Below are 14,475 nucleotides of genomic sequence, written 5' to 3' on the forward strand. Positions count from 1 at the left end.
GATGGGCTGGGGCAATTCGGCACAATTCTGGGTCCTAGCACGCCACATCGGCATCAAGAATTCACGCGAGGGGAGCGCAGTGTCACAAGAGGTAGTTCTCGATGTCGCGCCGACGAAGGCGTCGCCGTTCTATGACCCGAAGCTCCGGAGCATCGTTGTCCAGGTCGCAATTGTCGTTCTGCTGGTGTTCGGGCTCTGGTGGATCTCTGACAATACCATCGAAAATCTGCGTCGTTCCAATATTCCGACAGGATTTGAGTTTCTGAACTCACGCTCCGGGTTCGAGATTCCTGACCGGCTTATTGATTACAGTTCGGAGTCATCCTACGGACGGGCCTTGCTGGTTGGCATTGTGAACACCGCGCGTGTTGCCGTCTTGGGCATCATTGTCGCAACAATCGTAGGCTTTGTGGTTGGCATCGGCCGACTATCGAGCAACTGGATGATACGCAAGCTTGCGACCATCTACATTGAAGTCTTCCGCAATGTGCCCCTACTGCTCGTGATTCTATTTTGGTACCAAGGAGTGCTTGCGTTGCTGCCGAACGTGCGCAGCAGCCTGGCTTTACCCTTCGGTTCATACCTCAACAACCGCGGTCTCTATCTCCCGCGCCTGATCTGGAGCCAGGGAGCTTGGCTCATTATTGCAGGGCTCATGGTAGCCATTGGGCTGTCATGGTACGTCGCGCGAAGAGCGCATGCCCGCCAGATGGCAACGGGGCAGCAACTCCCCGTCTTCTGGGTTTCAGTTGCACTCCTCATAGGTTTGCCGCTGCTTGGTTGCGTGCTGGCAGGGTTTCCAATGACCGTCGAATTCCCGCAGAAGGGCACCTTCATGCTGACGGGAGGGCTCGACGTGAAGCCCGAATTTCTGTCGTTACTTTTGGCGCTGTCCTTCTATACGGCATCGTTCATCGCAGAGATCGTTCGCGCTGGTATCCAGGGTGTGCCGAAGGGGCAGGCGGAGGCTTATTCCTCCCTGGGCATTCGCCCTGGGCAAGGATTGCGTCTGGTGATCATTCCGCAGGCACTACGTATCATCATCCCACTGCTGACGAGCCAATATCTGAACTTGACGAAGAACTCGTCGCTTGCAGTGGCCGTCGGTTATGCGGATTTGTACGCAGTGGGCGGTACAATCCTGAACCAGACCGGGCGCGCCATCGAGGTCGTCGTCATCTTTATGGTGGTCTATCTCGGTTTGAGCATTCTGACCTCTCTCGTCATGAACTGGTTCAACGTCAAGCTGGCACTCAGGCAGAGGTGAGGCATGAAGCAACATGACATTTGCTGGGTGCGCACCGACATGACCCTTGCGCAACCTGCGCCGAACTCCGAGGTCGGGATTCTAGCTTGGATGCGCAAGAATCTCCTCGCCACGCCGGCGGACATGCTCCTGACGGTTGTTGCTGTGATCATAGCCGCGTGGGCGTTGCCACAGATCCTGAGCTGGCTGTTCTTCAATGCCGTCTGGGTTGGCACCGATCGAACTGCCTGCCTCACCATCGAACAGGGCGGCCAACTGCCGGCCGGTTGGTCGGCTGCGTGCTGGCCGTTCGTATCCAACCGGTTCGGCTATTTCATGTTTGGCCGTTATCCGTTGGAAGAGCGCTGGCGCGTGATGCTGGCGGGCGCCATTTTCGTGGGACTGCTCGTCCCGCTGCTCATTCCGCGCGCGCCGCTCAAACGGGCCAATGCGATCCTGTTCTTCGGCATCTATCCGTTTATCGCCTTCGTTCTGTTGATTGGCGGGGTTTTCGGGCTGCCTTACGTCGAAACCCCGCTATGGGGTGGACTTATGGTCACTCTCGTCCTTGCCTACGTTGGTATCGTCGTCTCGCTCCCCCTGGGCATTGTCTTGGCTCTTGGCCGTCGATCCAGAATGCCGACGATCAAGCTACTTTCTGTCATCTTCATCGAAACTGTTCGGGGAGTTCCACTGGTCACAGTGCTGTTCATGGCAGCGTTCATGCTTCCTCTTTTTGTGCCGCCCGGTACGACATTCGACAAGTTGCTCCGCGCGCTCATCGGCGTTGCGCTGTTTTCATCTGCTTACATGGCGGAAGTGGTGCGGGGAGGGCTTCAGGCCATGCCCAAGGGCCAATACGAGGGAGCGGATTCTCTTGGGCTCAGCTATTGGCAAAAGACCGGGCTGATCATCATGCCGCAGGCCCTAAAGCTCGTCATTCCAGGGATCGTCAATTCTTTCATTGGACTGTTCAAGGACACGACGCTGGTCCTCGTCATCTCGATGTTCGATCTGCTTGGGATCGTCAAGCAGGGCATTTCCGGAGACGCCAATTGGGCGACGCCGCAAACCGCAAGGACCGGTTATGTTTTTGCCGCAGTGATTTTCTGGATCTTCTGCTTCGGTATGTCTCGATATTCGCAGTATGTGGAACGGCGTCTTGAAACTGGGCATGGGCGGTGAGAAGGGAGCCTGCAGATGAGCACAAAACGTACGTCTCGCGCTGCGAACGTAGATCTCAGCAGGACGCAAGTCTCGGCGAATGAAGTCGCGGTCGAGATCATCGGCATGAACAAATGGTACGGCGGCTATCACGTACTAAAGGACGTGAACCTCAAGGTTATATGCGGCGAGCGCATTGTTATTTGTGGGCCTTCGGGATCCGGCAAATCGACAATGATTCGCTGCATCAATCGCCTCGAGGAGCACCAGAAGGGTAAAATCATCGTCGACGGCAAGGAGCTCACCAGCGATCTCAAAAAGATTGACGAGGTCCGTCGTGAGGTCGGCATGGTGTTTCAACACTTCAACCTCTTCCCGCACCTCACGATCCTACAAAACTGCACGCTGGCGCCAATTTGGGTTCGCAAGATGCCGCGCAAGGAAGCAGAGGAAATCGCGATGCATTACCTGCGCAAGGTAAAGATTCCCGAGCAGGCTAATAAGTACCCCGGTCAACTGTCTGGCGGTCAGCAGCAGCGCGTCGCGATTGCGCGTTCTCTCTGTATGAAGCCCCGGATCATGCTGTTTGACGAGCCAACCTCGGCGCTCGATCCGGAGATGGTCAAGGAGGTCTTGGAGACGATGGTGAGTCTGGCCGAAGAGCGGATGACCATGTTGTGCGTCACTCACGAGATGGGGTTCGCGCGCAAGGTGGCTAACCGTGTCATCTTCATGGATTCCGGTCAGATCGTCGAGCAGAACACGCCGGCCGAATTCTTCGGAAACCCACAACACAACCGGACGAAGCTGTTTCTTAGCCAAATTCTACACTGAGGGGATGCCTCTCAAGCGTGTCGCGGAGGGCCGCGACGGATAGCCGAAAGGGACGACACCTTTAGCGCTTGCACGACTATCGAGCGCGCAAACTTTGGCGCGTTTGTTGACAGCTTCGTCTCATATGATGCGAGTTCTGAAGAGCAGAAGAGAAGAGGAGAGTACATGTTAGACTGGTTGAAGTATCGTGCTGCCGTGAAGTCGCGGGTTGGCGACTTGTCGAAGCTCGCACCGGAAACGGTCAAGGGATATCTGGCTCTGGCCAACTCCGGCGATAAAGCGCAGCATCTCGACGGGAAGACGCGCGAGTTGATCTCACTTGCGGTTGCTGTCACCACACACTGTGATGGTTGCATCGCCAGCCACGTTGAGGCCGCAACGAAGCATGGCGTGTCGAAGGCTGAGATTGCCGAGGCACTTGGCGTCGCGATTGCAATGAATGCGGGTGCGGCGCTGGTCTATTCAGCTCGTACCCTGGATTGCTTCGATCAGATGTCCGGTACGAACGCTGCTGCATAGGCAACGGCCGGTTCTTCCCGGAATAGTTGAATTGTCGCCCGGTTGGAGGCCATCCGACCGGGCGCTGTCTTAGCCAGCATTCGGGCCGCACTATTCAATGTTTGCTTGCGTCTTAGGCCTTCCTCAGATTGGCGAATTCCTGCCTGAGCAGGTCCAGGACGGTTCTAACCTTGGGGAGATCGGCCATGCGCTTGTGACAGATGATCGCGAGTTCTGCGCGGAGCGAAGTCGGAAGGTCGAGCTTGAGCTCCACGAGTTCTCCCGACCGCTTGAGCCGGTGGGGCGTCTTCAGAAGTATCATCGCGCCAACGCCAGCCTGGCAGGCCGCGACCTGTACGCTGTAGTCGTCAGACGCGAAAGTGGGACGAAAGTCTGGGATCTTAGCCGCGAGCTCCGGATTCGGGCTGACCATCTCGAGTTGCCCCGCCCATGCGATCCAGTCGAGGTCGCGAAAGCCATACTTCGCGGGCAGTCTCCGTGCGTAGTCCTTGCTGACATACGCGCCGATCGGAATCACAGTTTCGCCGACTGTGATCAGATCGGGATCATCGGAGGGATATCTCCTGAGCGCGATGTCCGCCTCGCCACGCGAGAGATTCAAGCGCTCCGTGCTGGCCAACACCTCGAGAGCGATCTGTGGGTGCTTTCTCTTGAGGGTTTCCGCGAAAGGCGCCAGGAGATCTAAGGCGAACGACGGTGCCGCCGTAATGCGCACGCGGCCACTGACAGGAGAGTTCTTCGCATCGAGTGAGCGACTGGCTTCCGTCGCCCATTGCGCCATGCCTTGGGCTGCGGGCATTAGCCTCATTCCAGTTTTCGTTAGGGTGATGCCCTGGTTTTTGCGGACGAAAAGCGGCTCGCCGAGCCCGTACTCCATCTCCGCAATCCTCCGGCTCAAAGTGGGTTGGCTCACCTTCAAGCGCCGTGCGGCGCCGCTCATGCTCCCGGCATCGCAAACGGCGAGAAAAATGCGGAGGTCATTCCATTGTAAGTCCACGTTCGCTCCTCCGGCTCGTTTGGTGGTCCATCCAGTTATGTATGGAGACATAGGAAGTTAGGCGATTGCTATTCTGTCTGTCCAGGGCAAAGTCATCGTCGTTCAAGAGTCTGAGGCTGGGTGCTCAGGCGGTAGGAGGCGACGGTAATGCTCGACCAGCAGGCAGGCGACGGAGTCTTGTTCATCGTCAATGATTCCGTAGTTAGTCAAAATGAATTAGGCGGGATGACACCGAAGACGATGAACGCCGGAGCCGTCGATTTTGTGAACGGCTCGGTTGCGGGCGGCTGGATGGCAAGGGCCATTGAGCGCCTTTGGCGCCTCGTCTTTGACCTTAGCTACTAGCTGCATGACGCTTTTCAGCGTCGTTTCGCGCGAGAATTTCCAAGAACGCTAGAAACCGAAATCGTCGGTCACCGTGTCGCAGGTCGATGACTTCGCGCAGGGACCAGCCTTCATAGGAAAGCACGCTCGGATCCTCGGTCAACCCACGAACAAGGAGATCAGACTCATGGCCAAATACGTCGTCGCGTCCGCCGAGCGCACCATCGACGCGCCCGCGGACGATGTCTACCGATACCTCGCAGACATGCACCTTCATGCTCGGTTCTTGCCACCCCCCTTCTACGACTTCCAACTCGAAGAAGGCGGCATAGGAGCAGGCAGCGTCGTCAGCTTCAAAATCAAATCCGCCCGCGGCGTCCGGAAGCTCCGGATGGAGATCGCTGAGCCGGAGCCCGGCCGAATCCTGGTCCAGGCTGACACCGGCAGCTCCGGCCTCGTCAGGACATTTACTGTGACCCCCCACGGCGAGCAGGCGCTGGTGAACATCACCTCCAGGTTTGATGGCGAGACGGGCATCGCCGGCTTCGTCGAGGGACTCGTCGCGCCTCTCAGGTTGCACCGCGTCTACGTCGAGGAACTCACCCGCCTCAACGCTTATGCCCGTGAGCAGCGCAACGCATCCTGAAGTGCCACGGCAAGCTCGCGGACGGTCGGTGTTACCAAGGTCTGCACTCATCTGACTCTTGGCGGCAGGTGACGAAGCGCCTGCTGTCGGAAAAGCGTCGCACCGGGGGACGTTCTCGAGGCCCGAGCGGCGCTTGACCGCTGGCCGGCTTTCCGAGTGCGCCATGCAGCAGGTGCTCAGCCTGGCGCCGCCCCGGAGGCGCCCCTCCTTGCCGCAGACCTCGCAGGTCACGGCGCTGCGGGCCTCCGCCAAGGCGATGGCGTCCTCGACCTGTTCGTCGCTCTCCGGAGAGATGGCGCCGTCCCAGTGGACGCGGAGGGTCCCGTACTTCTCCTTGATCTGGTCGAACTGGAAGGGGCCGCCGTCGGCTTGGACGGCCGTCCGGGTCCGAACGCATAGGTGCTCGGGAAGGTCGCGCCAGCCGGCACCGCATTCGGGCGTGCCCTGGGCCGCGCCGGGGAAGTCGGCCGGCGGCTGGAAGAGGTCGTGGTGAGCCTCGATGAGTTCAAGCCTCCAATTTCCAACGACGAGCGTCTGCTGACTGGCGGCATGTGGACCCATGTCGACATGCGTTCCGAGTACGACGAGGAGGTGGGCAAAAAGAACAATCCGTTCTTAGTCGATGTGACGGGCTGGGATCTCATTGTCGATTTCCCCGGAATCGGCCCGGCGGGACACGGCTGGGGCAGCTGACGCACTGGTCGATGTGCACATAGGTGAAGCCGAGTGGTCGCCGGTTTTCAGCTTTCGGTCGTTCCGTAAATTTGCGGATGTCTGGCGGCGACATGGCTGCGTTCCCGGCACCCATTTTTAACCTCTCCTGGATCACTATCGCCTGATTTTTCAATGAGCTTGACGCTGAGATGGATCGTACCGATTTCGAGAGCGAGATTGCGCGCGCATCTTGTTGGTCTTTCCGGCCCGAGCTGGAGGGTACGTACGCGCTTCAACGCGGACGTCCGATGGCTCGTCACATGGCGCGCTCCTCGGCGGTCTGCGGAATGTTGATGCTTGTCGCAATTGGCTTTGATCGTTCAAATAGCGCGGAGGTCTTCGCCGCGGCATGGCCTTGGCGATGTCTAGTCGCACTCTTTTGCGCCGGCGTCGCGGTCTACGGGTTGCGCTCTCGCAACGCCCTGCAGATCAGCTTCGCCTATGGTGCCGCGATCATATCGACCATGGCTGTCATCGAGTTCGCGGGAACATCAGCGCCGCCCGCGATGATGGAGAACTATATGCTCGCTGCGATCATGGTATTCGCCATATGTCTCGCAGCCGTACCAATTTCATTTTTCGCCGGACTTGTTAGCTGCCTTTCCGCGGCAATCTTGCATCCAATCCTACCACTACTCTTCAGAGCGAATTCGAGCTCTTTCGTCAGCGATACGATCATCGGTACCGCTGCGTCCCTGACGGTGCTGCTGGTGATCCGAAAGAACGAGATTGATCGGAGGCGACGATTTCTGGAAACGCTCCGCTACGAATATGCGGCGATGGAATTGAGTCTGGTCAATCGAGAGCTTCTGCGCATCTCCAACACAGACGCATTGACGGGGCTTCCAAACCGTCGCTATTTCGAAGCCGAAGCCGCACGTCTGTGCGCGGAGAAAGAATGTAAGAGTGTCGGCGCTATCCTGATGGATGTCGACCACTTCAAGAAGTATAACGATTCGGCTGGGCATATCGCCGGCGACGTCTGCCTTCGGACGGTGGCGCAGGCGCTCGCTTGCAAGGCGGATAAAGAAGGCATTTCGATTGCTAGGTACGGTGGCGAGGAATTCGCTGCGATAGTCCCCTCAATCACGGCCGTTGAACTGGAGCGTGTTTGCGAAGAATTGCGGGCGGCCGTCTCCACAGTTGACCTGCCTCATCCCGGCTTGCCGGGACGCAGCGTAAGTATCAGTGCAGGACTGGCTTGGTGGGATGCGTTTGCTGGTGATCCTCATCTATTGCTGGAAGAGGCGGATCGGGCGCTATACGAAGCAAAGGCCGCCGGGCGCAATTGCGTTGCGTGGGCCGGGAGAGTGACGAACAACGCCTCACCGAGCATCGTTCCAGATGAGGTTGCTTCGGACGCTATCCTAAGCGCGCATCCGGGCCTGTGAAGGACGGCTTGCCGCCCTTGTCGGCAATGGAGCGCTTCCGGCGAATAGACTTAGTCACTATGCTCGCTGGGTTGCGGGCCTCCCGATACAGCATCGCATTGCGGCACACTCCGGGCTAGATGTTCAGCCCAGCGTTCCAGCGCATCTCGCATTTCGGCCTGGTAACGAGCCCGATTGTAAATCCCGGCTACGCCTGCGCGATGGCCGCTCACGTGGTTCAAGATCGCTTCTATGACATGCGGCAGGATGCCCAACCGATCCGCCATCACGGTTGCAGCCGTGCGACGGAGATCATGCACAGTCCAATGGGGTAGGGGTTTTGCGTCCTCATCTACCATCTTCCGCGCGGCAAGAATGCGCGCATCAAGCGCGGCCTTCGACTTGGACCAGCCGGAGAACCCTCGATCTTTATCGCCCTTTCGGCGAGGACCATTGCCAAAGACGCAGTCGCGATCATCCTGCCGGGGCGGTAACAGGGCCAGGGCGGCCGGGACGAGCGGCAGCTCGTGCTCACGATGATTCTTGGCCCGAGCGCTGGGTAGAGTCCAACGCTCGGCTGAGGTATCCAGCTCCGGCCATTCCATTCCGCCCACTTCGTCGCGCCGCTGAGCTGTAAGGAACAGTAAGCGCAAGATACGCCCGTAATCATCATCTCCGCAGGCCTGCCAAATCTCGGCTAGCTCTGCGTCGGATAGTACCCGGTCCCGTGACTTCGGCTGTTCGGGACGGTTGGTGCCGAGCACCGGGTTTCCCGGAATATCGAGCCCCTCTCGAATAGCCCAATTGAATAATGTGGATAGGGCCGTCCGCGCGCGGGCGGCGGAGACCGCCCCTTGCTGCGCTGCAATCTCGGCGACGCGCGCTGCAACGTGGCGGCGGGTGATCTTGAACACGGAGATGGAGTGCAAGGGCTTCCATGCGATCAACAAGTAGCGTTCGATCTCGGAATACGTCCGGGGGCGCTGCTTCTTCTTGGCAACGCCGAGGTATTCGTCGGTGACCTTGCGGAGTGTGTCGGCTGCTTGGAGGTTGGCCTCCACTTTGGTGTCTGCCGGGTCCTTCCCGTCAGCGACCAGTCCCAGTAATCGCTTGGCTTCCCGGCGCGCCTTCTCTGGCGTCCAGGGTGACCCGTGTGGGCCGATCGTGAAGAACCGCTGGCGGCCGAACGACCGGTATTTGAGGACGTAGGTCGCTTGATCGCGCTGACGTCGCACGCCAAAGCCCCGCACCGCCTCCTTATGGCCCGCATCCCAGATGGCTTCACCCGGGGCGAGGCCCTGCACAGCCCTAATCGTGATACTGCCCGATGCCATGAGAACTCCCATTCGTGTTTGTAGCTACCATATAGCTACCACGGTAACGCAAAACAGGGCGAACGACAGCGAAGCGTTGGTGAGATTTTCTATTGAAATTACTACGTAATTCGAAATCCAGCGTGGTAAGTCGCAAAGGAGGGGACGATATTTTTCTGTCTGTGGAACAGGAGGTCGGTGGTTCGAGCCCACCCAACTGTACCAGCGTATCCCGATAGCTTGGCCTGACATCACGGACTGTTCTCCGGAAAGCGAAGCGCCCTTTGTCCTTGCCGGCATTTCCCGCGTTTCGATATCAGGAGCCGCGTCCGCCACCCTAGGAGATCACAGCTTTGATCTGCGCAGTGTCCGCAAACTCAATCAGCTCAACGATCTTACCGTCCTGAAATCTGAACAGGTCCAGGACTTCGGTGCTGAAGGTTTTCCCGGTGGGGTGATATCGGACGACGAGGCGGGAGTGCACTGCGGCGCGCTGCCCCTCAACCAGCTCGCTCAGGATTTGCCGCTCTACGAACTCGAAATTGGCGATGAATTGACCGAAGGCCTCTCGCAAGGTCGGGTGCCCCTGAGCACTTCCGGTCAGTTCGAGCGCGCTATTGTCGCCGACCAGGGTGAACATACCCTCGGGATCAAAAGCTCCCACGAGGCCGTCTACGTCGCCGCTGCCGCGCGCAGCATAAGCGCTTCTGATGACTTCGAGCATATCTTCGCGTTGTCCCATATCCGCCTCCTGCAACACGCCTCATGGCAGGGTAGCTACCTTCGCGTGCAAAGGCAAAAGCGGGGTTGCCGGAATGAGCCCGGTGTGTCACCTCGTTCACTGTGGTGGACACGCGTCCGTTGGTGCCGCACAGCGGCTGCGTCCCGCCGGCACGCGTTAACTGTTCATTTACCAAAACCTCTCACGCTACGCCGCAGTATCCGCGACGGGGCTTGAACTGCATGACGCAGCGCAATTCCACGGCGTCAGTTGGAAGAGACGAGAGCGTCTTGTCCTTCTCTCGACCGTCGGCACGAGACAGAGGCGCAACGGCTCTTGATCTGGTGTATCAAGCCGCTGATGTATTTCGCGATATGGAAGAGCATGCCCGCGAGGCCGAAGCCCGCGCGCAGGAACTCTGCAGGGGCGCCATGGAAAAGCTGCGGCTCGCCGAAATGCGAGCTGAGGCCGCCGAGCGGGCGCAACGTGAACTCGTGATCACCGCCGAACACAAGCTGCAAGATGCGTGCAGAGCACTAGAACAAGCCAAGTCGCGTATAGAAGCTCAAGAAGACAAGCTGACGGCCGCAGAGCTTCGCGCCCAAGCGGCTGAAGCCGACGCAAGAGAAGCCAAGAAAGCGCTCGCACTCGTTGAAGAGGCCATCCGCAAGCGTCTGCTTTGCGCAAACCCGGATGTCGATAGCAGGTTGGCAGCGGCAGGCTGATCGCAACCTTGGAGCATTGGCGCTCGGCGGCCGGGGTAGGAAAAGGTCCTGATCGCAATCGGTGGCCTGGCAGACATGACGGGCCGATCCCCGGAAGGTGAAGCATTCGCTTCCGTCGGCACACGCCTCGTCTCCCAACGTCAAGTTCGAGCGGAAGATTTCAAAAAAATGAGAAAAACGATTGCGCAAACGTTTTCGTATGCCATAGTCCTGCAGAACTTGGATCACCCAACAAGATCCAGGCATGGGAGGGGATGTGGCGACCATCGCCGATGTGGCCCGCAAAGCGGGCGTTTCGGTTTCGACCGTTTCGCATGTCGTGAACGGCACGCGGCGGGTTTCGCCGGACACGGCGCGCGCCGTGGAAGCGGCGATCACCTCCTTGAGCTACCGTCCCAACATCATGGCGCGGAGCCTGAAGGCCGCTTCGACCCGTTCGGTCGGCATCGCCATCTCCTCGATTTCCAATCCCTATTTCAGCGACATCATCTGTGCGATCGAAACCGAGTGCGCGCGCCTCGGCATGATGGTGTTTCTGTCCGACACCGAGGATGACCCGGGCCGCGAGCTCGACGTCGTCATTGCGCTGCATCAGCGGCGCGTCGACGGCATCATTCTCGCGCCCAGCCCCGATCCCGGCCGTCGCGCGCTCGCCTATCTGCGCGACGTCGGGCTGCCCTGCGTGCTTGTCGATCGCATGCCCGATCCCGCCTTCGACCAGGTCGGCATCAACAACCGCGAGGCGATGCGCAATCTCGTCGAGCGGGTCGCCGCGCACGGTCATCGCCGTATCGGCTATGTCGGCGGCAATCCCGGATTCGCGACCACGCTCGAGCGTATTGCCGGCTATCGCGAGAGTCTGGCCGGTGCCGGCGGCGTGATCGACGAACGCCTTCTCGTCACCGGCAGTGCGACAACGAACAGCGCGATGCAGGCCGCGGAGCAGCTTCTTGATCTCGATCAGCCGCCGACCGCACTGGTCGGCGGCAACAATCTCGCGACGATCGGCATCATGAAAGCGATCCACAGGCGCGGATTGCGGGTGCCGAAAGACATCTCGGTCGTCGGCTTCGACGATTTCGAATGGGCCGACTGCTTCGAGCCGCGCCTGACGCTGGTCGCGCAGCCCTGCGCGGAGATCGGCCGGCGCGCCGCCTTCCTGCTCATGGAGCGGATTGCCGCTCCGCAAGGGGCGCGGCGCACCATTCAACTCGACGCTGACATCATCGAGCGCGAATCCTGCGGGAGGCCGAAATGAATACGCCCGCTCAGACCCCGCTGCTCGCCATGCGTGGCATCGTCAAGAGCTTTGGCGGTGCGCAGGCGCTGCGCGGCGTCGATTTTGATCTCAAGAGCGGGGAAATCCACGCGCTGCTTGGCGAGAACGGCGCGGGCAAGTCGACCCTGATGAACGTTCTCTCCGGCGTCATCGAGCCGGATCAGGGCGAGATCCGCATCGACGGGGCCGCCGTCCGCTTCACCGATCCGCGCGTCGCGCAGGCCGCGGGCGTCGCGACGATCTTTCAGGAGCTCGATCTCGTTCCGAGCCTCGATGTGACTGCCAACCTGTTCCTCGGCCGGGAATTGACGCGAGCCGGCGTGCTCGATGGCGGCGCGATGCGCCGCGCGGCGCGGGAAAGGCTTGGCGAACTCGGCTTCGATGTGGATGTCGATCAACCGGTTGGTGAATTGTCGGTCGGTCGGCGACAGATCGTCGCGATCGCCAAGGCCCTGACCTACGCGTCGCGAATTCTCGTGATGGACGAGCCGACGGCCGCGTTGACCGCCGCAGAGGTGCAGCGGCTGTTTCATGTGATGCGCGACATCGCGAGGCGCGGCGTCGGCATCGTCTACATCTCGCATCGGCTCGAAGAGGTTCCGCGCGTCGCCGACCGCGTGACGGTTCTGCGCGATGGCAGGATCGCAGGGACGGCTCCGCCGGCTGCGCCGCAATCCGATCTCGTGGCGTTGCTCGTCGGACGGCCGTTGACGGAACTCTATCCGCGCCGGAGCGGCGCACTCCTCCGCCGCGTGCTGCATCTGGAGCGAGCCGCCTATCGCCCGCGCCGGCACCGGGCCGGTTGGCGTGCGCCGCGCGAGGTCTCGCTCGAGGTGCGCGCGGGCGAGGTCGTCGGCCTCGCCGGCATCATGGGAGCGGGACGGACCGAGCTGCTCTCTGCGCTCTATGGCGCGGGCGGCCCCGGCGCCTGGTCGGGCCGTGTCGAGGTCGAGGACCGGCCGGCGAGGCTGACCTCGATTCCGGAGGCTCGCCGCGCCGGCGTTGCCTTTGTCAGCGACGATCGCCGCGGCGCCGGTCTGATGCTGCGCGACAGCGTCGAACGTAATCTCGTCGCCTCGGTGCTGCGGCGCGTGTCGCCGTTCTTTCTGATGTCGCAAGCGCGCCAGGCCAGGCTTGCCGGTCAAGCGATCAAGGCATTCGACGTTCGGCCGCCGCGGCCGGAGCTCGCGGTCGGCGCCCTCTCCGGAGGCAACCAGCAGAAGGTCGCGCTTGCCAAGGAGGTGCTTGGTGAGCCGCGCCTGCTTCTGCTCGACGAGCCGACGCGGGGCGTGGATGTCGGCGCGAAGGGCGAAATCTACGCCAGGATTCGTGAGCTCGCCGCGCAAGGCGTCGGCATTCTCGTCGCCTCAAGCGAAATGCCGGAACTGATCGGCCTCTGCGATCGCATCGTCGTGCTGAGGGGCGGGCGTACGGTTGCCGAGTTTCCCGCCGGCGCCGCAGAGGACGACATCCTCGCCGTGGCCGAATCCAGTCAGGATGACAGCGATGAATGACGCCGCAACGCTTGTGAAATCCACGCCCGTGCAGCCCGCACCGACACGGCGTCTCGACTTCTTCGCCATCGCGGTCCGCTTTCAGAGCGTCATTGGCCTCATCCTAGTTGCGATCGGCGGCATCATCTTCTCGCCGCGGCGGCACGGCTCGATCCTGTTCGTAGCCCCGGACAACATCGCGAACATCGTAAGGGCGATTTCCGAGACGGGCATCATCGCCGTCGGCATGACCTTCGTCATCATCACCGCGGGGATCGATCTGTCGGTCGGCGCGCTGCTCAGCCTGTGCAGCGTGCTGACCGCCACGATCATGACGACCTGGGGCTGGGGACTCGTTCCGACCCTTTTGTTCGTGATGACCTGCGGCGCCTTGTTCGGTTGCACGCAAGGCGCGATCTCGACCCGCTTCCGCCTTGAGGCTTTCATCGTGACGCTGGCGGGCCTGCAGGTCGCGCGCGGCCTGGCGCTGGTGATCTCCAACAACCAGTACATCAACATCTCCTACGGCAATGGTCCGGGTCTTGCGCCGCCGATTTTCTCGGTGCTGGGCGATCGGCTCTTCGACAACACGGTGCCGGTCGCGACATTGGTGTTTCTCGTCGTCGCGATCCTGGCCACCTTCGTGCTGAACTTCACGCGCTTTGGCCGCTACGTCTTCGCGGTCGGCGGCAATGAGCGGGCGGCACGGCTTTCCGGCGTGCCGGTCACGCTGGTCAAGATCTCGGTCTACGCGATCACAGGTCTTGTGTCGGCCATCGCCGGCATCGTCCACGCCGGCCAGTTTAATTTCGGCAGCGCCAATGACGGCACGGGCTATGAATTGACCGCGATCGCGGCGGTGGTCATCGGCGGCACCAGCCTGTTCGGCGGCGCAGGCTCGATGATCGGTACGATCGCAGGTGCGATCATGCTCGGCGCATTGGCCAACATCCTTCAGCTCAACAACATCAATGCGGCCCTGCAACTGCTAGCGACCGGCGCGATCATCGTCGTGGCCGCGGTTCTTCAATCTCTCGTTCGTCGCCGCGAGGGATTGGGTCGTTGACCCAAATGGTGACGTAAAGGCCTGGCGGCGACCAGTCCGCCGGGAAGAAACCGCTCGTCAGTGG

15 protein-coding genes are annotated in these 14,475 nt (G+C 60.6%); 12 read left to right on the plus strand and 3 right to left on the minus strand.

Annotated elements, in window-relative coordinates; translation table 11 throughout:
• The first annotated feature begins 1 nt into the window (after position 1).
• From NLN62_RS23650 to NLN62_RS23665, 4 genes are all read left to right on the plus strand, one after another.
• Positions 2-1,267, plus strand: coding sequence for an amino acid ABC transporter permease (locus NLN62_RS23650; RefSeq protein ID WP_254108887.1), 1,266 nt, complete (start codon positions 2-4; stop codon positions 1,265-1,267).
• Between the two features lie 3 nt (positions 1,268-1,270).
• Positions 1,271-2,431 carry an amino acid ABC transporter permease gene (locus NLN62_RS23655; protein WP_254108886.1) on the plus strand — a complete coding sequence of 387 codons (1,161 nt, stop codon included), beginning with the start codon at positions 1,271-1,273 and terminating at the stop codon, positions 2,429-2,431.
• A 15-nt stretch (positions 2,432-2,446) separates the two neighbouring features.
• Positions 2,447-3,244 carry an amino acid ABC transporter ATP-binding protein gene (locus NLN62_RS23660; protein WP_305881672.1) on the plus strand — a complete coding sequence of 266 codons (798 nt, stop codon included), beginning with the start codon at positions 2,447-2,449 and terminating at the stop codon, positions 3,242-3,244.
• Positions 3,245-3,409: 165 nt separating this feature from the next.
• On the plus strand, positions 3,410-3,763 hold the full coding sequence (locus NLN62_RS23665; protein ID WP_254110397.1) for a carboxymuconolactone decarboxylase family protein: 354 nt from the start codon (positions 3,410-3,412) through the stop codon (positions 3,761-3,763).
• 112 nt (positions 3,764-3,875) lie between these two features.
• Here NLN62_RS23665 and NLN62_RS23670 read toward each other — a convergent pair whose 3' ends face one another.
• A complete protein-coding gene (locus NLN62_RS23670; protein WP_256575952.1) occupies positions 3,876-4,811 on the minus strand; it encodes a LysR family transcriptional regulator in 936 nt (311 codons plus the stop codon).
• A gap of 96 nt (positions 4,812-4,907) precedes the next feature.
• Between NLN62_RS23670 and NLN62_RS23675 the strand changes: the two genes are divergently transcribed.
• The 4 genes from NLN62_RS23675 (at position 4,908) to NLN62_RS23690 (ending at position 7,835) form a co-directional block, all read left to right on the plus strand.
• On the plus strand, positions 4,908-5,105 hold the full coding sequence (locus NLN62_RS23675; protein WP_254110399.1) for a hypothetical protein: 198 nt from the start codon (positions 4,908-4,910) through the stop codon (positions 5,103-5,105).
• Between the two features lie 166 nt (positions 5,106-5,271).
• Positions 5,272-5,730: an SRPBCC family protein gene (locus tag NLN62_RS23680; protein WP_254110400.1), complete on the plus strand. Its 459-nt coding sequence runs from the start codon at positions 5,272-5,274 to the stop codon at positions 5,728-5,730.
• A 399-nt stretch (positions 5,731-6,129) separates the two neighbouring features.
• On the plus strand, positions 6,130-6,423 hold the full coding sequence (locus NLN62_RS23685; protein WP_254110401.1) for a hypothetical protein: 294 nt from the start codon (positions 6,130-6,132) through the stop codon (positions 6,421-6,423).
• A 269-nt stretch (positions 6,424-6,692) separates the two neighbouring features.
• Positions 6,693-7,835: a GGDEF domain-containing protein gene (locus NLN62_RS23690; RefSeq protein WP_254110402.1), complete on the plus strand. Its 1,143-nt coding sequence runs from the start codon at positions 6,693-6,695 to the stop codon at positions 7,833-7,835.
• Between the two features lie 50 nt (positions 7,836-7,885).
• Here the strand turns inward: NLN62_RS23690 and NLN62_RS23695 are convergent, their stop codons facing one another.
• Positions 7,886-9,148, minus strand: a complete 1,263-nt coding sequence (locus NLN62_RS23695; protein ID WP_254110403.1) for a site-specific integrase — start codon at positions 9,146-9,148, stop codon at positions 7,886-7,888.
• A gap of 316 nt (positions 9,149-9,464) precedes the next feature.
• Entirely contained in the window at positions 9,465-9,869 is a 405-nt protein-coding gene (locus NLN62_RS23700) for a nuclear transport factor 2 family protein (RefSeq protein ID WP_254110404.1), read from the minus strand.
• 269 nt (positions 9,870-10,138) lie between these two features.
• Here NLN62_RS23700 and NLN62_RS23705 point away from each other — a divergent pair, with 269 nt between their 5' ends.
• The 4 genes from NLN62_RS23705 (at position 10,139) to NLN62_RS23720 (ending at position 14,411) form a co-directional block, all read left to right on the plus strand.
• The gene (locus NLN62_RS23705; protein WP_254110405.1) at positions 10,139-10,573 is read left to right on the plus strand and encodes a hypothetical protein; all 435 of its coding nucleotides are present in this window, start codon (positions 10,139-10,141) and stop codon (positions 10,571-10,573) included.
• A 256-nt stretch (positions 10,574-10,829) separates the two neighbouring features.
• The gene (locus NLN62_RS23710; protein ID WP_254110406.1) at positions 10,830-11,831 is read left to right on the plus strand and encodes a LacI family DNA-binding transcriptional regulator; all 1,002 of its coding nucleotides are present in this window, start codon (positions 10,830-10,832) and stop codon (positions 11,829-11,831) included.
• Positions 11,828-13,366 carry a sugar ABC transporter ATP-binding protein gene (locus NLN62_RS23715; protein ID WP_254110407.1) on the plus strand — a complete coding sequence of 513 codons (1,539 nt, stop codon included), beginning with the start codon at positions 11,828-11,830 and terminating at the stop codon, positions 13,364-13,366. The genes NLN62_RS23710 and NLN62_RS23715 overlap by 4 nt, the downstream gene beginning before the upstream one ends.
• Positions 13,359-14,411 (plus strand): ABC transporter permease, encoded by a 1,053-nt coding sequence (locus NLN62_RS23720; protein WP_254110408.1) that lies wholly within the window; start codon positions 13,359-13,361, stop codon positions 14,409-14,411. The genes NLN62_RS23715 and NLN62_RS23720 overlap by 8 nt, the downstream gene beginning before the upstream one ends.
• Positions 14,412-14,475: the final 64 nt, after the last annotated feature.

Origin of the sequence: Bradyrhizobium sp. CCGUVB23, from assembly GCF_024199885.1 — a bacterium.
In the GTDB taxonomy this organism is placed as follows: Bacteria; Pseudomonadota; Alphaproteobacteria; order Rhizobiales; family Xanthobacteraceae; genus Bradyrhizobium.